Origin of the sequence: Cupriavidus nantongensis (assembly GCF_041726985.1) — a bacterium.
GTDB classification, from domain to species: Bacteria; Pseudomonadota; Gammaproteobacteria; order Burkholderiales; family Burkholderiaceae; genus Cupriavidus; species Cupriavidus nantongensis_A.
In genome coordinates, this window is the sequence record NZ_CP168303.1 from 2,044,705 (window position 1) to 2,062,169 (window position 17,465).

15 protein-coding genes are annotated in these 17,465 nt (G+C 68.1%); 4 read left to right on the plus strand and 11 right to left on the minus strand.

Annotated elements, in window-relative coordinates; translation table 11 throughout:
- Nucleotides 1-3: 3 nt before the first annotated feature.
- Both ACEI37_RS20645 and ACEI37_RS20650 read right to left on the minus strand, forming a co-directional pair.
- Nucleotides 4-588, minus strand: coding sequence for a DUF4124 domain-containing protein (locus ACEI37_RS20645; protein WP_373377969.1), 585 nt, complete (start codon nucleotides 586-588; stop codon nucleotides 4-6).
- Nucleotides 589-738: 150 nt separating this feature from the next.
- Nucleotides 739-2,154 (minus strand): 3-hydroxylaminophenol mutase, encoded by a 1,416-nt coding sequence (locus tag ACEI37_RS20650; protein WP_115680507.1) that lies wholly within the window; start codon nucleotides 2,152-2,154, stop codon nucleotides 739-741.
- A 493-nt stretch (nucleotides 2,155-2,647) separates the two neighbouring features.
- On the opposite strand from ACEI37_RS20650, the gene ACEI37_RS20655 reads away from it, so the two are divergent.
- Nucleotides 2,648-3,112, plus strand: coding sequence for a rhodanese-like domain-containing protein (locus ACEI37_RS20655; protein WP_092309185.1), 465 nt, complete (start codon nucleotides 2,648-2,650; stop codon nucleotides 3,110-3,112).
- A 66-nt stretch (nucleotides 3,113-3,178) separates the two neighbouring features.
- Here the strand turns inward: ACEI37_RS20655 and ACEI37_RS20660 are convergent, their stop codons facing one another.
- From ACEI37_RS20660 to hrpA, 6 genes are all read right to left on the minus strand, one after another.
- Nucleotides 3,179-4,003 (minus strand): competence/damage-inducible protein A, encoded by an 825-nt coding sequence (locus tag ACEI37_RS20660; RefSeq protein ID WP_373377970.1) that lies wholly within the window; start codon nucleotides 4,001-4,003, stop codon nucleotides 3,179-3,181.
- Between the two features lie 12 nt (nucleotides 4,004-4,015).
- Nucleotides 4,016-4,903 (minus strand): EI24 domain-containing protein, encoded by an 888-nt coding sequence (locus tag ACEI37_RS20665; protein ID WP_373377971.1) that lies wholly within the window; start codon nucleotides 4,901-4,903, stop codon nucleotides 4,016-4,018.
- 182 nt (nucleotides 4,904-5,085) lie between these two features.
- On the minus strand, nucleotides 5,086-6,060 hold the full coding sequence (locus tag ACEI37_RS20670) for a sterol desaturase family protein (protein WP_373377972.1): 975 nt from the start codon (nucleotides 6,058-6,060) through the stop codon (nucleotides 5,086-5,088).
- The gene (locus tag ACEI37_RS20675; RefSeq protein ID WP_373377973.1) at nucleotides 6,060-6,908 is read right to left on the minus strand and encodes a polysaccharide deacetylase family protein; all 849 of its coding nucleotides are present in this window, start codon (nucleotides 6,906-6,908) and stop codon (nucleotides 6,060-6,062) included. Before ACEI37_RS20675 ends, ACEI37_RS20670 begins: the two co-directional genes overlap by 1 nt.
- 24 nt (nucleotides 6,909-6,932) lie before the next feature.
- Nucleotides 6,933-7,919, minus strand: a complete 987-nt coding sequence (locus ACEI37_RS20680) for a beta-propeller fold lactonase family protein (RefSeq protein ID WP_373377974.1) — start codon at nucleotides 7,917-7,919, stop codon at nucleotides 6,933-6,935.
- Between the two features lie 142 nt (nucleotides 7,920-8,061).
- On the minus strand, nucleotides 8,062-12,096 hold the full coding sequence (hrpA, locus tag ACEI37_RS20685) for an ATP-dependent RNA helicase HrpA (protein ID WP_373377975.1): 4,035 nt from the start codon (nucleotides 12,094-12,096) through the stop codon (nucleotides 8,062-8,064).
- A gap of 23 nt (nucleotides 12,097-12,119) precedes the next feature.
- Here hrpA and argA point away from each other — a divergent pair, with 23 nt between their 5' ends.
- Together argA and ACEI37_RS20695 are read left to right on the plus strand one after the other, a co-directional pair.
- The gene (gene argA, locus ACEI37_RS20690; RefSeq protein ID WP_373377976.1) at nucleotides 12,120-13,583 is read left to right on the plus strand and encodes an amino-acid N-acetyltransferase; all 1,464 of its coding nucleotides are present in this window, start codon (nucleotides 12,120-12,122) and stop codon (nucleotides 13,581-13,583) included.
- Between the two features lie 98 nt (nucleotides 13,584-13,681).
- Nucleotides 13,682-13,954: an oxidative damage protection protein gene (locus ACEI37_RS20695; RefSeq protein WP_012353145.1), complete on the plus strand. Its 273-nt coding sequence runs from the start codon at nucleotides 13,682-13,684 to the stop codon at nucleotides 13,952-13,954.
- Nucleotides 13,955-14,035: 81 nt separating this feature from the next.
- On the opposite strand, the gene rpiA is transcribed toward ACEI37_RS20695, so the two are convergent.
- Nucleotides 14,036-14,722 carry a ribose-5-phosphate isomerase RpiA gene (gene rpiA / locus ACEI37_RS20700; RefSeq protein ID WP_373377977.1) on the minus strand — a complete coding sequence of 229 codons (687 nt, stop codon included), beginning with the start codon at nucleotides 14,720-14,722 and terminating at the stop codon, nucleotides 14,036-14,038.
- A 171-nt stretch (nucleotides 14,723-14,893) separates the two neighbouring features.
- On the opposite strand from rpiA, the gene tal reads away from it, so the two are divergent.
- A complete protein-coding gene (gene tal / locus ACEI37_RS20705; RefSeq protein ID WP_373377978.1) occupies nucleotides 14,894-15,853 on the plus strand; it encodes a transaldolase in 960 nt (319 codons plus the stop codon).
- A gap of 34 nt (nucleotides 15,854-15,887) precedes the next feature.
- Here tal and ACEI37_RS20710 read toward each other — a convergent pair whose 3' ends face one another.
- Together ACEI37_RS20710 and rlmB are read right to left on the minus strand one after the other, a co-directional pair.
- The gene (locus tag ACEI37_RS20710; RefSeq protein ID WP_373377979.1) at nucleotides 15,888-16,655 is read right to left on the minus strand and encodes an NAD-dependent deacetylase; all 768 of its coding nucleotides are present in this window, start codon (nucleotides 16,653-16,655) and stop codon (nucleotides 15,888-15,890) included.
- 4 nt (nucleotides 16,656-16,659) lie between these two features.
- Complete coding sequence (gene rlmB, locus ACEI37_RS20715; RefSeq protein ID WP_012353149.1) at nucleotides 16,660-17,403, minus strand: 23S rRNA (guanosine(2251)-2'-O)-methyltransferase RlmB; 744 nt, start codon at nucleotides 17,401-17,403, stop codon at nucleotides 16,660-16,662.
- Between the last annotated feature and the right edge of the window lie 62 nt (nucleotides 17,404-17,465).

Genomic DNA, 17,465 nt, shown 5'->3' on the forward strand with positions numbered 1-17,465 from the left:
AGACTAGTCCTTCAGGTTGCCGAGCTCGCGCCGCAGCGACGCCGCGTTGGCCTCGCTGCGGGCGATGTCGTCGCGCAGCGCCGCGGTGCGGTCGAGGTATTTCTGGTAGTTGCGCTCATTGCCCTGGCGCTCCGGCTGGCCGTTGTTGTATTCGGCACGCAGCCCCTGCAGCTTGGCCTCCTCGGCCTGCAGCTCCTGCGTCAGCACGGTGCGGCGCTCGCTGTCGCGGCTGCGCTGGGTGGCGCTGTCCACGCGCGGGAAGCCGGTGCTGCCGGCGGTGGCGGCCCCGCTACCGGCGTTGCTGGCGGCACTCCTGGCTGGCGCGGCAATGCGTCCGCCCGGCACGGTCACGACCTCGGGCAGGTTCAGCTTCTTGCAGCCCTTGCCGGCATTGCCGTTGCGGTACTCCGGCACGCCGTTGGGCCCGGTGCAGACATAGACATCCGAGGACTGCGCCAGCGACGGCCCGGCCCACGCGCCCAGCACCAACGCCGCGGCGCTCACCAGAACGGGGAATCGGCGTCGGCTTTGGTGCACGGAACGGGGCATGGCATGAATCCGGCGGGCCGTGCGTGAAGAGGCATCCATGGGCATGGCGTCAGTTAGAACGGGGGTGGATCGGGACAAAATCGGATGCCCCATTCTAGCGAGCAAAGCAAAAAGGGACAGCCGAAGCCGCCCCCTTGTGGTGCAACTGTTGCCCGGTCACAACCTGGGTCATGGCCGGGCACGGGCTGCTTACAGCGAGTAGTACATCTCGAACTCGACCGGGTGCGTGGTCATGCGGAAACGCGTGACTTCTTCCATCTTCAGTTCGATGTAGGCATCGATCATCGAATTCGAGAACACGCCGCCACGGGTCAGGAACTCGCGGTCGTTGTCCAGGTACTCGAGTGCCTGGTCCAGGCTCGAGCAGACGGTCGGGATCTTGGCGTCCTCTTCCGGCGGCAGATCGTACAGGTTCTTGTCGGCGGCTTCGCCCGGGTGGATCTTGTTCATCACGCCATCCAGGCCGGCCATCAGCAGCGCCGAGAAACCCAGGTACGGGTTCATCAGCGGATCCGGGAAGCGGGTCTCGATGCGGCGGCCCTTCGGGTTGGCCACATACGGGATGCGGATCGAAGCCGAACGGTTGCGCGCCGAGTAGGCCAGCTTGACCGGAGCTTCGAAGCCCGGCACCAGGCGCTTGTACGAGTTCGTGCCCGGGTTGGTGATGGCGTTCAGGGCACGGGCGTGCTTGATGATGCCGCCGATGTAGTACAGCGCGAATTCCGACAGGCCGGCGTAGCCGTTGCCCGCGAACAGGTTCTGGCCGTCCTTCCACACCGACTGGTGCACGTGCATGCCCGAGCCGTTGTCGCCGACGATGGGCTTCGGCATGAAGGTGGCGGTCTTGCCGTAGGTGTGGGCCACGTTCTGGATCACGTACTTCTGCAGCTGGGTCCAGTCGGCGCGCTGCACCAGCGTGCTGAACTTGGTGCCGATTTCGTTCTGGCCCTGGCCCGCCACTTCGTGGTGGTGGACTTCAACCGGAATGCCCAGCGATTCCAGGATCAGGCACATTTCCGAACGCATGTCCTGGAAGGTGTCGATCGGGGCAACCGGGAAGTAGCCGCCCTTCTTGCCCGGACGGTGGCCGCTGTTGCCGTGCTCGAATTCCTTGGCCGACGACCACGGGGCTTCTTCGGAGTGGATCTTGACGAAGCAGCCCTGCATGTCGACGTTCCAGGTCACGCCGTCGAAGATAAAGAACTCGGGCTCCGGGCCGAAGAAGGCGGTGTCGCCCAGGCCGGTGCTCTTCAGGTAGGCTTCGGCGCGCTTGGCGATGGAACGCGGGTCGCGGTCGTAGCCCTTGCCGTCCGACGGCTCGATCACGTCGCACGACAGCACCAGCGTCGGCTCTTCGTAGAACGGGTCGATGTGGGCCGTGTTCGAATCCGGCATCAGCAGCATGTCCGAAGCTTCGATACCCTTCCAGCCGGCGATCGACGAGCCGTCGAAAGCGTGGCCGCTCTCGAACTTGTCTTCATCGAAGTGCGACACGGGCACGGACACGTGTTGCTCCTTGCCTTTGGTATCGGTGAAGCGGAAATCGACGAACTTGACGTCGTTTTCCTTCACCAGCTTCATCACGTCTGCAACGCTGTGGGCCATGCCAATCTCCTGGGTATTCGGCAAATGTCTGTGAAAGCCAATTCTTGGGACTGTCGCCAGCGGCGCCGCTGCATCGTTGCCGCGCCTGACTGGCCTCGCCGCGAAAGGACGTCGGATGTTAGCAGAAAGCGTGCCAACCAAACGTCCCACGCGGCGCCGGGCCCGAAAATTGTGCAACTCCGGCGAATCGCGCACCATGCTGGCCGGCAGCGAAAACGCCAGCCGGCAAGCGGGGCGGCCATGTGGCGCTACCACGACACGCACAACCTCGGTTGCCAGCGTCATGGAACACCATCATGGTGCAAACATCAAGGAGCAGCACCGTCTTAGTGCATCCGCACCAAAATCGATCGCCGTTGCCCTGTGCCGGCCCTGTGGCAGCGCTTTACGGACCCTTCCGGCCAGCGCAGCCACCGCCCCGCAACCGCGGCGCTATAGAATAACGGGTTGCGGCCCTTGCGCCACGATTCCACCCATTCAATTTGTCACGCCGATGACCACCCGAGACGATCTTCTCCAGGCCGCCCGCCAGCGCCAGGAACAAAACCAGTTGCCGTACTTCGGCGCACTGTCGCCGCAGGAAGCCTATGCCCTGCTGCAGAACGACCCTTCCGCCGTGCTGGTGGACGTGCGCACGCAGGCCGAGCTGGACTGGGTCGGCGGCGTCGACGTGCCCGACGCGCAGTTCGCCCATGTCGAATGGATGTCCTACCCGGGCGGCGCGCAGAACGCGCGCTTTATCGAGGAATTGCGCGCACGCGTGCCGTCCGACGTGCCGGTGCTGTTCCTGTGCCGCAGCGCGGCGCGCTCCAAGCATGCGGCGCGAGTGGCCACCGAAGCCGGCTACCACTTCGCGATGGATGTGCTCGAAGGTTTCGAGGGCAACCGCGACGATCACCACCACCGCAAGACCGTCGAGGGCTGGTGCGTGCGCGGCCTGCCCTGGCATGGCGCCTGATTCCGCCCGCACCTGATGCAAAGGGGGCAGCCAAGCTGCCCCTTCTCTTTTGGCCTGCCGGAACGTCTAGGCCGGTGCCGCCTGCCGCGGCGGCTGCTCCACGGTCTCGTACCCCATCGCCTGCACCCCTTCGAGCAGCATCGCATAGGCCGGGGCCACCAGCTCGGCCGGGCCCTTGACGCCCAGGTCGATATGGCGGCGCGCGAAGCGGTCGCCTCGCTGCACGTCGCCGACCGACGGCAGGCTGAACACGCGGATGCCCGGATGCGCCGCCTCGACCTTCTCCATCAGCGGGGTCAGCGTGGACTCCGGCGCCTCGAACACGTAGAAGGCCCGCTCCTGCTGCGTTATCTGGTGGAACAGGTGCGCATAATCGTGGTCCAGCACCCACTCCATCATCGGCCACGCCATCACCGGGAAGCCCGGCATGAAGTGATGGTGGCCCACCGAGAAGCCGGGGATGCGGTTGTAGCTGTTGGGGATGATGCGCGCGCCCTCGGGGAACTCGCCCATCTTGAAGCGGTGCTGATTCTCCGGCAGGGTCAGGTCGCCCTTTACCGGATCGCCGCCGGCGGTCTCGGCGATGCGCAGCGCGATCAGTTCGCGCGCCTCGGGATGCAGCACCAGCGGCACGCCCAGCGCCGCGGCCGCGCACTGGCGCGTGTGGTCGTCCGGCGTGGCGCCGATGCCGCCGGTGCAGAACACCACGTCGGGGCCGGACAGCGTGCGCCGCAGCGTGGCGGTGATGCGCGCGCGGTCGTCGCCGACGTATTCGGCCCAGTCCAGCGCCAGGCCCCGCGCACCCAGCAGTTCGATGGTGCGGCGCAGGTGCTTGTCTTCGCGCCGCCCGGACAGAATCTCGTCGCCAATGACGATCAGGCCGAAACCCATATTGCCCTCGCTTCAGGAGTTTTCGATGCGGCGCACGTCGTGCGGCGCCAGGTCGATGACATCGCCGCCCGCCGACGGGGCAGCGGGAGGACGGGCCGGCACGGCGGCGCGCTCGGCCCGCAACTGCGCCAGCGCGCGCAGGCAGAAATGGCCGAACCACAGCGCCGAGAAAATAAAGATCAGCACATAGAGCCACAGCGTACCGGCCAGCACGAAGGGGAACAGGAAGATCACCGCCGCCGACGACACCCACAGTATCGTCGGCGCCGAGCCCAGCAGCCCCACCGCCACCCCGATCACCAGCAGCGGCGTGCGGTGGCGCCGCACCAGGGTCTTGCGCTCTTCGGCGCTGGCATGGTCGGCAAGCGCGTCATACGTCATCACGCGGTAGGTCAGCCAGCCCCACAGCACCGGCGGAATCAGCGCAAAGAACGGCGGAATCAGCCACAGCGGCAGCGTCACCAGCACCAGCGACAGGAACACCACGGTGCTGCCCAGCGAATGGAACACGCTGCCCAGCACGCTGCCGCCGTGGGACTTGGCCAGGTCCGGGTAGCTGCGCTCCAGATGGCGCACCACCGCGGGCACCGAGAACACGCCGATAAACATCAGCATCGACGCGATCACCAGCGGGATCGCCAGCGCCGCCACGAACAGCGGCGCCACCACCGAGCGCAACGATTGCAGCCCGAACCAGTCGAGCGCGCTGTAGATCCAGCTGGTCAGTACCGAGGTTTCCAGGAAGCTGCGCGTGGCGCCCATGATGGGGTCCCAGCCCCACCAGAGCAGCCCGCCCCAAAGCAGCGTGGCCAGGACGAATGGCAGCACGGTCAGCATCAGCATGCGCGGATGCAGCTGGCTGACCAGCGCGCGGCCAAACGAGCGGAAGATATCGTTCATGCGGTCGAAGGCAAAACAGGAAAGTCGCGGGGAGCCGGCCAGGTCAGCGGCGTGACGTGCCGGCGGCAACCCGGAACACTAGCATACGCCGCTTGCCGCCATGGCGCGGCGGCGACCGCCGCGGCTGGAGGATGGCCTCGAATGCGCCGCCAGCGCCGCTGTGCGCAGCGCTGGCGCAGTAATTAACGCAGCCGCAGCAGCCGCTTGATGCCGTACCACTGGTGGGCCAGGAAGCCCGCGCCGTAATCGTGGCCCTTGCCCACCGGCGGCGGCAGCTGGTCGCGGATGCCGGTGGGATGGTAGGTCTCGGTGAAGACCGCAGTGCCGAACAGCATGTCCCACCAGGGAAAGATCACGCCGTAGTTGCAGCCGCCCAGCTTTGCCGGCGCACCGTCGGCTTCATGGCCGATGCCGACCGCGTGGTGGGTGCGGTGGAAGCGCGGCGAAATCAGCAGCCGCTCGCCGAGGGTGCCGAAGTGCAGCCGCAGGTTGGCATGCTGCAGGCTCTGCAGCAGCTGCGACAGCGCCACCAGCAGCACATACTGCGATGGCTCCACGCCCACCCCCAGCGCCACCAGCGCAAACACCAGGTCGCGCAGCATGTCGTCGAGCAGGTGGTTGCGGTTGTCGCTCCACAGCGTCATCTGGCGCTGGCTGTGGTGCACCGCATGCAGGTGCCACCACCAGCGGAACGAGTGCGACAGCCGGTGGTACCAGTAATCGAGCAGGTCGAACAGCAGCAGGTAGACAAAGAAGCTGACCAGCGGCACCGAGGTCACGCCCGGCCACCAGTCTTCCACATTGATGCGGTGCCACCCCATCAGCCGCAGGTGGCCTTCGAGCGCGTCGGTCAGCGGCGCCAGCAGGAAGAACATCGCCAGCCGGAACAGGCCGAGGCGGTGGATCACGGTGTAGAGGATGTCGGTGCGGATCGCGGCCCGGTCGGCCACGTCCTCGACCGGGCGCCATTTCTCCAGAGGCCCGAGGATCAGCGCCATCACCGCGATCTGCACCAGCCCCACCAGCAGCCATTCGGTGCCGGTGAAGGCTTCCTCGGCATAGCGGCCGAAGCCCAGGTCATAGACCACCGGCAGCACCACGTCCTGGAACAGCATGCCTTCGATCTGGCCGATCCAGCCGTTCAGAGTCTCCCACATCAGCGTGCGCCCTCCTGTGTTCCGATGGGCCGCGCGATCCAGTCGCGATAGGCCGGGTGTTCGCGCAGCGTGGCGAAGCAGAAGCCCTTGCGTTCCAGGCCGGTGAGCAGCGGCTCGAGCACGGCCGGCGCCCAGGGATCCTGGCGCGACCAGATGCCGAGGTGCGCCATGGCGATGTCGCCGTCGCGCAGGCTGGCCAGCGCGCGCTGCAGCAGCTGGGCATTGGGATAGCGCTGCGACGACAGCTCATCGCCCAGGAAGCCCGCCGGCGCCCAGCCGACATGCCGGTAGCCGCATTGCTCGGCCCACTGCAGCGTCTGCGGCGCGGTGCGGCCGCCCGGGGCGCGCCACAGCGGCACCATGTCGGCTCCGGTCATGGCACGCAGCGCCTCGGCGCTGCGCCGCAATTCCTTGCAGAAGCCGGCCTGGTCCATCGCCACGTCCTGGCCCGCGCGCGCGCCGAACTGCGGTCGCATGGTCACCTGGCCGGCGCGCACGCTGCGCAGGTAGACATGGTCGAAGGTATGCGTGCCGAAGGCGTGGCCGTCGGCCACCAGCGACTTCCAGTAAGGGGCCCACGACGGGTCGAGCGAACTGTCCTTGCGCACCGTCGGCTCGTTGGCCAGGAAGAAGGTGGCGCGGATCTGGTGGCGGCGCAGGGTGTCGGCGATCAGCTGCGCCTGGCTCATGCTGCCGGTGTCGAAGGTCAGGTAGAGCGTGCCCGCCGGGCAGGCCCTGGCGGCCGGCGCGGCAGCCGCCTGCTGCGCCAGCGGCAGGCCGAACGCCAGCACCAGCGCGGCCAGCCCCTTGTTGATCGTTGCGGAGCGCAATGCCCTGATCCGTGCCATGGTCCCTGCCCTGCCCGCTTTGCGTCAGTACAGCGGCGCGCGCGTGCGGAAATAGATGCCGTGCGGCGAGCGACCGACCCGCACGGTCTTGACCAGCTTGCGGCTGGCGACGTCGACCAGCCCGACCGAGCGCGCCCAACGGAAGGTCACCCACAGGGTCTTGCCGTCGGCGGTCAGCTCCATGTCGTCCGGGCCCGGCGGCAGGCCGGTGATGTCGCCGACCTTGCTCAGCGTTTGCTGGTCGATGATGCTGATGCTGCCGGTGACACGGTTGCTGAGGAACAGGTGGCGCCGGTCGCCGACGGCGCGGAAGTTGTGCGCGCCCTTGCCGGTCTGGATCTGCTTGACCACGGTGCGGGTGCGCCAGTCGATCACGGCCACGTAGTCGGCCCCGGTCATGCCGACCAGCAGGTATTTCTGGTCCGGCGTGACCCAGATCCCCGCCGGCGCCGAACCGGTTTCCATGCGCCACATCACGTTCTGCGTGACCAGGTCGATGGCGGCCACTTCGTTGGAGTCCTGCAGCGTGATGAAGGCGATGCGGCTGTCGGCGGTAAAGGCGATATGGCTGGGGGTCTTGGCCAGCGGATACTGCTTGGCCAGCTTCAGCGCCTTGCCGTCCCAGCGGTACACGTCGACGCGGTCGAGCCGGTTACCGGTCGCGACAAACCACTTCTGATCCGGCGAGAAGCCGATCTGGTACGGGTCGTCGACATTGGGCACGCGCTGCTGGACCTTGCCCGTGACTGGGTCCAGGAAGACCAGGTCGTTGCCGACCGCATTGGCAACGATCAGCGACTTGTCGTCCGGCGTGGCGATCAGGTGGTGGGGCTCCTTGCCGATCGGGAAAGTCTCGAGCACCTTCTGTGTGTCCTTGTCGATCAGCGTGACGGTGGCATCACCCGAATTGAGGATCACCACCACCTCCGCCCGAGCCGGCACCGCCATCAGGCCCAGCGCGAACGCGCCCACCGTGATCCCACCAGCCACCCACCGCCGCAATGCGAACATAAGACCCGCTACCAGAAGAACTGAATCGGCGATTCTAACGTTTGGCCGGCTAATTCCGCTGACGTCGCGCCCGGCGGCAGACAAGTATTTGGCAGATTGTTGCGCCGGCACGACCATTTACCGCCATGCCGGCGCGCGATCCTCAGCGCTGCATCGATTCCCACACCTTCTGCAGCCGCTTGACCGACATCGGCACCGGCGTGCGCAGCTCCTGGGCGAACAGGGCGATGCGCAGTTCTTCCAGCATCCAGCGGAATTCCTCCAGCCGCGCATCCTCGCCGCCGCGGCCCTGGGTGCGCAGCTGCTTCTCGGCCCGCTGCCACTGCTGCACCAGCGGCGCCATCTCCCGCAGGCGCTGGCTGTCGCGGGCCGGATCGCCCTTGAGCTTGTCGACGCGCATGGCGATGCCCTTCAGGTAGCGCGGGAAATGGACCAGCTGCGTGTACGGGGTTTCGTCGATAAAGCGCTTGCCCATCAGCCGGCCGAGCTGGGCCTCCATGTCCGCATAGGCGCCGGGAAACGGCTTGGCCTGCAGCAGCTTGCGCGGCAGCCCGGCGTATTCGGCCAGGATGGCGCCCGCGAGCCGCGCGATTTCCTGCGCCAGCAGCGACAGCCGGGTACGGCCCTCGTCCTTGCGCGCGTTGAACTCGGCATCGTTGCGCGGCAGCGGCGCCTGCATGCAGGCGCGTTCCAGCGCCAGCATCACGATCTGCTCGCGCAGCATCTCCTGCGTGCCCAGCGTCATGTACTGCATCGCCATCTGCTGCAGCCCCGGGATGTTCTTCTCGATGAACTTGACCTGCTCGCGCAGCTGCAGCGCGAACAGCCGGCGCAGCCCCAGGTGGTGGATGCGGGCCGCTTCCTGCGGGTCGTCGAAGACTTCGACGTCGCAATGCGTGCCGCGGTCGACCAGCGCCGGATAGCCGAACAGGGTCTGGCTGCCCTTGCGGATCTCGAGCAGTTCCGGCAGTTCGCCGAAGCTCCAGCCGGTCAGGCCCTCGTACTTGCCAGGTTCGGCCGCGGCCAGCGCCGGCGCCTGTTCCGGGGCATGTGTGGCGGCCTGGGCCGCTGCCTGCGCGGCCACGCGCTGGAACGACTGCTGCGCCTGCCCGCCCAGCTCGGCGCGCAGCTGGGCCAGGTTGCGGCCCATGTCGAGCTGGCGCCCGTGCTCGTCGATCACCTTGAAGTTCATCGCGTGGTGCGCGGGCAGCGTTTCCAGCTTGAAGTCGGCACGCCGGACCATGGTGCCGGTCTGCTCGCGGATATCGGCGATCAGCACGTCCAGCAGCTCGCCTTCGCCAAAGGGCTGGCGCGCGACGAAGCCGGCGGCATAGTCCGGCAGCGGCACGCAGTGGCGGCGCAGCTTCTGCGGCAGCGACTTGAGCAGCAGGTGCACCTTCTCCTTGATCATGCCCGGCACCAGCCAGTCGGCGCGCTCGGGGCGCACCTGGTTGAGCGCATACAGCGGCACGGTCAGGGTCACGCCGTCGCGGTGGCTGCCTGGCTCGAAGTGGTAGGTCAGGCCCATGTCCACGCCGGCCACGGCCATGGTCTTGGGAAACAGGTCGGTGGTGATGCCGGCGGCCTCGTGCCGCATCAGCTCGTCGCGGTTCAGGTACAGCAGCTTGCGGTCTTGCGCGCTCTCGGCCTGGTACCACTGCTCGAACGCGGCCTGCTGGCAGATGTCGGCGGGGATGGCGCGGTCGTAAAAGGCGTAGATCAGCTCATCGTCGACCAGCACGTCCTGGCGCCGCGACTTGTGCTCCAGGTTCTCGATCTCGCGCACCAGGCGCTGGTTGTGCGCGTAGAACGGCAGGCGCGTGTCGAACTCGCCCTCGACCAGCGCGCGGCGGATAAACAGCTCGCGCGCCTCGCGCGGGTTCATCGGGCCGTAGTGCACGCGGCGGTGCTGGTAGACCACCAGCCCGTACAGCGTGGCGCGCTCCAGCGCCAGCACCTGGCCGGCCTTCTTCTCCCAGTGCGGATCGCTCCAGCTGATCTTGAGCAGGTGGCGGCCCACCTGCTCGAGCCATTCGGGCTCGATGCGCGCCAGCGTGCGCGCGAACAGCCGGCTGGTCTCGACCAGCTCGGCCGCGACCACCCAGCGCCCGACCTTGCGCGCGATCAGCGAGCCCGGCCATAGGTGGAACTTGATGCCGCGCGCGCCGAGGTATTCGCGGCCCTTGCCGTCGCCGTCCTCGATGCGGCAGCCGACGTTGCCGAGCAGGCCGGTCAGCAGCGCCTTGTGCACCTGCTCGTAGGTCGGCTCGCTGTCGTTCAGGCGCCAGCCCTGCTCGGTCACCGTGGTCAGCAGTTGGGAATGCACGTCGCGCCATTCGCGCAGCCGCAGGTGCGACAGGAAGTGCGCGCGGCACTGGTCCTGCAGCTGGCGGTTGGACTTCTTGTGCGCGACCGCGTCCTCGAACCACTTCCACAGCCTGACCCAGCCAAGGAACTCGGACTTCTCGTCCATGAACTTGCGGTGGGCCTGGTCGGCGGCTTCCTGCGCTTCCTGCGGGCGGTCGCGCGGGTCCTGCACCGACAGCGCGCTGGCGATGATCAGCACCTCGCGCAGGCACTGGTGCTCGCGCGCGGCCAGGATCATGCGCGCCACGCGCGGGTCGAGCGGCAGCTTGGCCAGCTGGCGGCCGATGCCGGTCAGCTGGTTGGCGTCGTCGACCGCGCCCAGCTCCTGCAGCAGCTGGTAGCCGTCGGCGACCGCGCGGCCCAGCGGCGGCTCGATGAACGGGAACGACTCGATATCGGTCAGCCGCAGCGCCTTCATGCGCAGGATCACCGCGGCCAGCGACGAGCGCAGGATCTCCGGGTCGGTAAAGCGCGGCCGGCCGGTGAAGTCGGACTCCTCGTACAGCCGGATGCAAACCCCGTTGGCGACCCGGCCGCAGCGGCCGGCGCGCTGGTTGGCGGCGGCCTGCGAGATCGCCTCGACCTGCAGCTGCTCGACCTTGTTGCGGTACGAATAGCGCTTGACGCGCGCCAGCCCGGTATCGACTACGTAGCGGATGCCCGGCACCGTCAGCGAGGTTTCGGCAACGTTGGTCGCCAGCACGATGCGGCGCGCATTCGACGGCCTGAACACCCGCTCCTGCTCCTGCACCGACAGCCGCGCGAATAGCGGCAGGATCTCGGTATGCGGCGGGTGGTGCTTGCGCAGCGCCTCGGCTGCCTCGCGGATCTCGCGCTCGCCGGGCAGGAACACCAGCACGTCGCCGGGGCCGGCGCGGCACAGCTCGTCGACGGCATCGACGATGCCGTCGTACAGGTCGCGCTCGCGCGCCTGCGGGCTGCGCGGCGCGCCCGCGGCGGGCGCGTCGTCGGCGATCGGGCGGTAGCGCACCTCCACCGGGTACAGCCGGCCGCTGACCTCGATCACAGGCGCCGGCTTGTCGCCCGTGGCGAAATGCTGGGCAAAGCGCTGCGCGTCGATGGTGGCCGAGGTGATGATCACCTTCAGGTCGGGCCGCTTCGGCAGGATCTGGCGCAGGTAGCCGATCAGGAAGTCGATGTTGAGGCTGCGCTCGTGCGCCTCGTCGATGATCAGCGTGTCGTAGGCGCGCAGCAGCGGGTCGTTCTGGGTTTCGGCGAGCAGGATGCCGTCGGTCATCAGCTTGACCGACGCGCCCGACGACATGGTGTCGTTGAAGCGCACCTGGTAGCCCACGTGCTCGCCCAAGGGCGTGCCCAGTTCCTGCGCGATCCGCTTGGCGGTCGAGGTGGCCGCGATGCGCCGCGGCTGGGTGTGGCCGATCAGCCCCCCGCCGTCGCGGCCGGGGCCGCGTCCGATCGACAGGCAGATCTTGGGGAGCTGCGTGGTCTTGCCGGAACCGGTCTCGCCAGAAACGATCACCACCTGGTTGGCCATCAGCGCCGCGGCGATCTCGTCGCGGCGGGCCGATACCGGCAGGGCTTCGGGGAAGGTGATCGGCGGCAGCGGGTTGGCCTGGCGCGGGGGCCGCGGCGGCCGCGCGCCACGAGGCTGGCGCGGGCCGCCCTCAGTGGCGGGCCGCGCACCGGCCGGCCTTGCCGGACCGGCCTGCTGCGGCCGGGCCGGGCCGGGCGCCGGGCGGGACTGGGCGGGGGAAACGGGCTGACCGGCACCGGCGCGCTGGCGCGGCGCCGCCGGTGGTTTGGGCTTGACGGGGCGTTGTTCTGACATTGGCCGGGATTATAATCCGCGGCATGAACGCCAGAACCGACGCGCCGCAGACGGCGCCTGCCTCCGCTCCCACCGCCCCGGCCGCGCCGGCACAGGCGGAGCCGTCCGCCGCGGCCGAGCTCCCCGCCCCCGCCCCGACCTCCCCCGTGCCGGTCACGGCCGATCCCGATCGCAGCGGCCCCGACCACCAGCAGTTCGTCGACTGGCTGCGCATGGTGGCGCCGTATATCCATGCCTTCCGCGGCAAGACCTTCGTGATCGCCTTTGCCGGCGAACTGGTCAAGTCGGGCGTGCTCAATGCACTCGTCAACGACGTCGCGCTGCTGCACGCCATGGGCATGCAGATCGTGCTGGTGCACGGCTCGCGTCCGCAGGTGGAAGAGCAGCTGGCGCTGCGCCATGTCGAATCGCAGTTCGTCGACGGCGTGCGCGTCACCGACAACGCCGCGCTCGAATGCGCCAAGGAAGCCGCCGGCGAACTGCGCCTGGACATCGAGGCCGCGTTCAGCCAGGGCCTGCCCAACACGCCGATGGCCGGCGCCCAGCTGTCGGTGATCTCCGGCAACTTCGTCACCGCGCGCCCGGTCGGCATCGTCCATGGCACCGACTACCAGCACACCGGGCTGGTGCGCAAGATCGACGCCGAGTCCGTGCGCATGTCGCTGTCGCACGGCAAGGTGGTGCTGCTGTCGCCGCTGGGCTTCTCGCCCACCGGCCAGGCTTTCAACCTGTCGATGGAAGACGTGGCCAGCGCCACCGCCACCGCGCTCAAGGCCGACAAGCTGATCTTCATCACCGAGGTGCCGGGCGTGCCCGACCCGGTCGGCAAGATGATGCAGGAAATGTCGCTGCGCACCGCGGTGGAGCGGCTGCAGAACAACCACCTGCCGCCCGACGTCGCCAACTACCTGCAGCACCTGGTCAAGGCGCTCAAGGGCGGCGTGCCGCGCGCACACCTGATCCCCTATTCGCTCGACGGCGCGGTGCTGCTGGAACTGTTCCTGCACGACGGCGTCGGCACCATGCTGTCCGACACCGACCTGGAAAGCCTGCGCGAGGCCACGCTGGACGACGTCGGCGGCATCGTGCAGCTGATCGCGCCGCTCGAGCAGGACGGCACGCTGGTGCCGCGCGGGCGCCACCTGATCGAGCGCGATATCGGGAACTTCTCGGTGATCGAGCACGACGGCGTGCTGTTCGGCTGTGCCGCGCTGTACGACTATCCGCGCGAGAACATGGGCGAGATGGCGTGCCTGACGGTATCGCCCGAGGCCCAGGGCACCGGCGACGGCGAGCGCCTGCTCAAGCGCATCGAGCGCCGCGCCCGCGCGCTGGGGCTGGAGCGGCTGTTCGTGCTCACCACCCGCACCGAGCACTGGTTCCTCAAGCGCGGTTTCGTCCACGCCACGGTCGACGACCTGCCCGAGGACAAGCGCAAGCTCTACAACTGGCAGCGCAAGTCGATGGTGCTGATGAAAAAGCTGTGACGGCGTAGGGACAATCGCCGCCGCGCCGCGGCCGGCCGCCCTGCTTGGCTACAATAGCGCCAGCGCCGAAGCTCTCACGAACATACCAAGGAGTCCCCATGGCCCGCACGGTCCATTGCATCAAGCTGAACAAGGAAGCCGAAGGTCTCGACTTCCCGCCGCTGCCCGGCGAACTGGGCAAGAAGATCTGGCAGAGCGTGTCGAAGGAAGCCTGGGCCGGCTGGCTCAAGCACCAGACCATGCTGATCAACGAAAACCGCCTGAACATGGCCGATGCGCGTGCGCGCCAGTACCTGCTCAAGCAGACCGAGAAGTACTTCTTCGGCGAAGGCGCCGACCAGGCCCAGGGCTACGTGCCGCCGCAGTCCTGAGCCGGTCTTGCGATCATGAAAAATGGGGTGCCTCGGGCACCCCATTTTGCTAATTGGCTGACCCTGCGCCGGGCCGCGCGTTCAGTAGTCCGTGCGCTGCACGCCTTCGCCGGTGCCGAGCAGCAGCACGTCGGCGCCGCGCAGCGCGAACAGGCCCACCGTGACTACACCGGGCACCTGGTTGACGGTCTGCTCCAGGCCGCGCGGGTCGTCGATCTTCAGGCCGGCCACGTCGAGGATCACATTGCCGTTGTCGGTCTTGTAGATGCCGCCCTCCTTGGTCATGCGCAGGCGCGGCTGGCCGCCAAGGGCCTGCAGCTTGCGGGCCACCGCGGCACGTGCCATCGGCACCACTTCGACCGGCAGCGGGAAATTGCCCATGGTCTGGACCAGCTTGCTGCCATCGGCGATGCAGACAAAGCGCTTCGCTACCGACGCGACGATCTTCTCGCGTGTCAGCGCCCCGCCGCCGCCCTTGATCATGGCGCCGCTGGCATCGATCTCGTCCGCGCCATCGACGTACACCGGGATCTCGTCGACCTCGTTCAGGTCCAGCACCTTGAAGCCGTGCTGCTGCAGGCGCCGCGTGGAGGCCTCAGAGCTGGACACCGCCCCCGCGAAGCGCTCCTTGAACGCCGCCACGGCGTCGATGAATAGGTTGGCGGTGGAGCCGGTGCCCACGCCGAGCACGGCCCCTTCCGGCACTTCCTGCTTCACGTAGTCGGCGGCGGCTTGCGCGACCAGCGCCTTGAGTTCATCCTGAGTCATGACAACAGCCAGATTGCGTTGGGGAAAAGGCGTAGTGTAGCGGATTGCAGCGGGGCGACGCGTGGGTGGCCGCGACCCCGCAGGTACAATGAACCGCAGCGGTGCCGCACGCGCCCCTCACAGCCCGCGAACGCTTTTTTTGCAGACGCTCAAGCAGACGACCTAGCGACCATGAACCAGCTCGAACAACTCAGGCAGTTCACCACGGTGGTGGCCGATACCGGCGACTTCCAGCTGATGAAGCAGTACACGCCGCAGGACGCGACGACCAATCCGTCGCTGATCCTGAAGGCAGTGCAGAAACCCGAATACCGCCACCTGCTGGAGCGCGCGGTGCGGGACCACCACGGCAATGGCGGCGTCGACACGGTAATGGACGAAGTGCTGATTGCCTTCGGCTGCGAAATCCTGGCGATCGTGCCGGGCCGCGTGTCGACCGAGGTCGATGCGCGCCTGTCGTTCGACACCACCGCGACGGTCAACAAGGCCCGCCACCTGATCCAGCTGTACGAGCAGCGCGGCATCGCGCGCGAGCGCGTGCTGATCAAGATCGCCTCCACCTGGGAAGGCATCCGCGCCGCCGAGATCCTGCAGCGCGACGGCATCCGCTGCAACATGACGCTGCTGTTCTCGCTGGTGCAGGCGGTGGCCTGCGCCGAGGCCGGCGCCCAGTTGATCTCGCCGTTCGTCGGCCGCATCTTCGACTGGTACAAGAAACAGGCGGGCGAGCAATGGGACGCGGCCGCCAACGGCGGCGACAACGATCCGGGTGTGCGCTCGGTGCGCCAGATCTACGACTACTACAAGAAGTTCGGCTATCCCACCGAGGTGATGGGCGCCAGCTTCCGCAGCACCGCGCAGATCCTGTCGCTGGCCGGCTGCGACCTGCTGACCATCAGCCCCGAACTGCTCGAGCAGCTCGCCGGCGGCGAGGGTCCGGTGGTGCACAAGCTGTCGGTGGACCAGGCCCAGGCCGCCAACATAGCCCGCATCACCGCCGACGAGCCGTCGTTCCGCTGGCAGCTCAACGAAGACGCGATGGCGACGGAGAAGCTGGCCGAAGGCATCCGCCTGTTCGCCGCGGATGCGGTCAAGCTGGAGAAGCTGATCGCCGGGCTGGCGCAGCAATAAGCACCGCCCGCGCGCCGGTGCGCTGCCCTGCGCTTCAGCCGGCCGATGGCGCCGGCTGCGGCCACAGCTGCGGCAGGCAGGCGCCGGCCGCAGCCGACAGCACGATGTCCGCGGTCTGATCCAGCGCCGACGGCTGCGGATTGACCACGATCACCGGTGCGCCATGCTCGCGCGCCACGCCCGGCAGCCCCGCCGCCGGATACACCAGCCCCGAGGTGCCGACCACCAGGCAAAGGTCGCAGGTCTGCGCCGCATGCTCGGCGCGATAGCGCGCCACGCGCGGCAGGTCTTCGCCGAACCAGACCACGCCCGGCCGCATCAGCGCGCCGCACAGGTTGCAGCGCGGCGGCATGCCGGGCAGCGCGGTGGCCTCGCTGCAGCGGCCGCAGCCATCCAGCCATTTGTTGGCGAACAGGTTGCCGTGCAGCTCGATCACGCCGGCGCTGCCGGCGCGCTGGTGCAGGCCGTCGACGTTCTGCGTCACCAGCGTGACCGGCTTCTGCGCGGCGAGCGCCACCAGCGCGTGGTGCGCCGGATTGGGATGCACCGCCGCCACCAGTTCGCGCCGATGCTGGTACCACTGCCATACCAGCGCCGGCTGGCGGCGGTAGGCCGCTTCACTGGCCAGCTCTTCCGGATCGAACTGTTCCCACAGCCCGGTCATCGCGTCGCGGAAGGTCGGCACGCCGGATTCCGCGGAAATGCCGGCGCCGGTCAGCACGAAGATATTGCTGGCGGCATTGATCAGCCGACGCGCTTCCGCGAGCCCCGGGAGTGCCGGCAGACTGGAATCGTCGGCCATGGTTTCAGCGTGGCAGGCGCCGCTGGCGCACGGCCTCGTACAGGCACACGCCGCTGGCCACGGACACATTCAGGCTTTCCACGCCGCCAGCCATCGGGATGCCGACCAGTTCGTCGCAGGTCTCGCGCGTCAGGCGGCGCATGCCCTCGCCTTCGGCGCCCATCACGATCGCGGTCGGCCCCTTGAAATCGATGTCGTACAGCGACTTCTCGGTGCCATCGGCGGTGCCGATCACCCAGATGCCGCGCTCCTGCAGTTCGCGCAGGGTGCGGGCCAGATTGGTCACGGTGATATAGGGAACGGTCTCGGCCGCGCCGCTGGCGACCTTGGCCACGGTGGCGTTCAGGCCGACGCTGCGGTCCTTCGGCGCGATCACGGCGTGCGCGCCGGCACCATCGGCCACGCGCAGGCAGGCGCCCAGGTTGTGCGGGTCGGTGACGCCGTCCAGCACCAGCAGCAGCGGCGTGCCTTCGATGCCGTCGAGCAGCTCGTCCAGGTTCAGCGCCAGCGCCACGTCTTCGGCACGCGCCACCACGCCCTGGTGGCGATCGGTGCCGGCCATGCCGCGCAGGCGCTCGGCATCGACCGGGTGCAGGCGCACGCCCAGGCTTTCGGCCAGGCGCACAAAGTCCTGCATGCGCCGGTCGCGGCGGGCGGATTCGATATAGATGTCGGACACGCCTTTGGGATCTTGCCGCAGGCGCGCGGTCACGGCGTGAAAGCCGATCAGGAGTTTTTGTTTAGCCATGGGCGCGATTGTACCCGCCCGGCCGCCGTCCCCGCGTTGGCGGGGACGGCGGCCGGACGGCA

Excerpts from the sequence above, each read along its gene's own strand:
- ACEI37_RS20655 (WP_092309185.1), top strand. The coding sequence starts at position 2,648 with ATGACCACCCGAGACGATCTTCTCCAGGCCGCCCGCCAGCGCCAGGAA.
- tal (WP_373377978.1), top strand. The coding sequence starts at position 14,894 with ATGAACCAGCTCGAACAACTCAGGCAGTTCACCACGGTGGTGGCCGAT.
- ACEI37_RS20670 (WP_373377972.1), bottom strand. The coding sequence starts at position 6,060 with ATGTGGGAGACTCTGAACGGCTGGATCGGCCAGATCGAAGGCATGCTG.
- ACEI37_RS20710 (WP_373377979.1), bottom strand. The coding sequence starts at position 16,655 with ATGGCCGACGATTCCAGTCTGCCGGCACTCCCGGGGCTCGCGGAAGCG.
- rlmB (WP_012353149.1), bottom strand. The coding sequence starts at position 17,403 with ATGGCTAAACAAAAACTCCTGATCGGCTTTCACGCCGTGACCGCGCGC.
- ACEI37_RS20650 (WP_115680507.1), bottom strand. The coding sequence starts at position 2,154 with ATGGCCCACAGCGTTGCAGACGTGATGAAGCTGGTGAAGGAAAACGAC.
- argA (WP_373377976.1), top strand. The coding sequence starts at position 12,120 with ATGAACGCCAGAACCGACGCGCCGCAGACGGCGCCTGCCTCCGCTCCC.
- ACEI37_RS20645 (WP_373377969.1), bottom strand. The coding sequence starts at position 588 with ATGGATGCCTCTTCACGCACGGCCCGCCGGATTCATGCCATGCCCCGT.
- ACEI37_RS20680 (WP_373377974.1), bottom strand. The coding sequence starts at position 7,919 with ATGTTCGCATTGCGGCGGTGGGTGGCTGGTGGGATCACGGTGGGCGCG.
- ACEI37_RS20695 (WP_012353145.1), top strand. The coding sequence starts at position 13,682 with ATGGCCCGCACGGTCCATTGCATCAAGCTGAACAAGGAAGCCGAAGGT.
- ACEI37_RS20660 (WP_373377970.1), bottom strand. The coding sequence starts at position 4,003 with ATGGGTTTCGGCCTGATCGTCATTGGCGACGAGATTCTGTCCGGGCGG.
- ACEI37_RS20665 (WP_373377971.1), bottom strand. The coding sequence starts at position 4,903 with ATGAACGATATCTTCCGCTCGTTTGGCCGCGCGCTGGTCAGCCAGCTG.
- hrpA (WP_373377975.1), bottom strand. The coding sequence starts at position 12,096 with ATGTCAGAACAACGCCCCGTCAAGCCCAAACCACCGGCGGCGCCGCGC.
- rpiA (WP_373377977.1), bottom strand. The coding sequence starts at position 14,722 with ATGACTCAGGATGAACTCAAGGCGCTGGTCGCGCAAGCCGCCGCCGAC.
- ACEI37_RS20675 (WP_373377973.1), bottom strand. The coding sequence starts at position 6,908 with ATGGCACGGATCAGGGCATTGCGCTCCGCAACGATCAACAAGGGGCTG.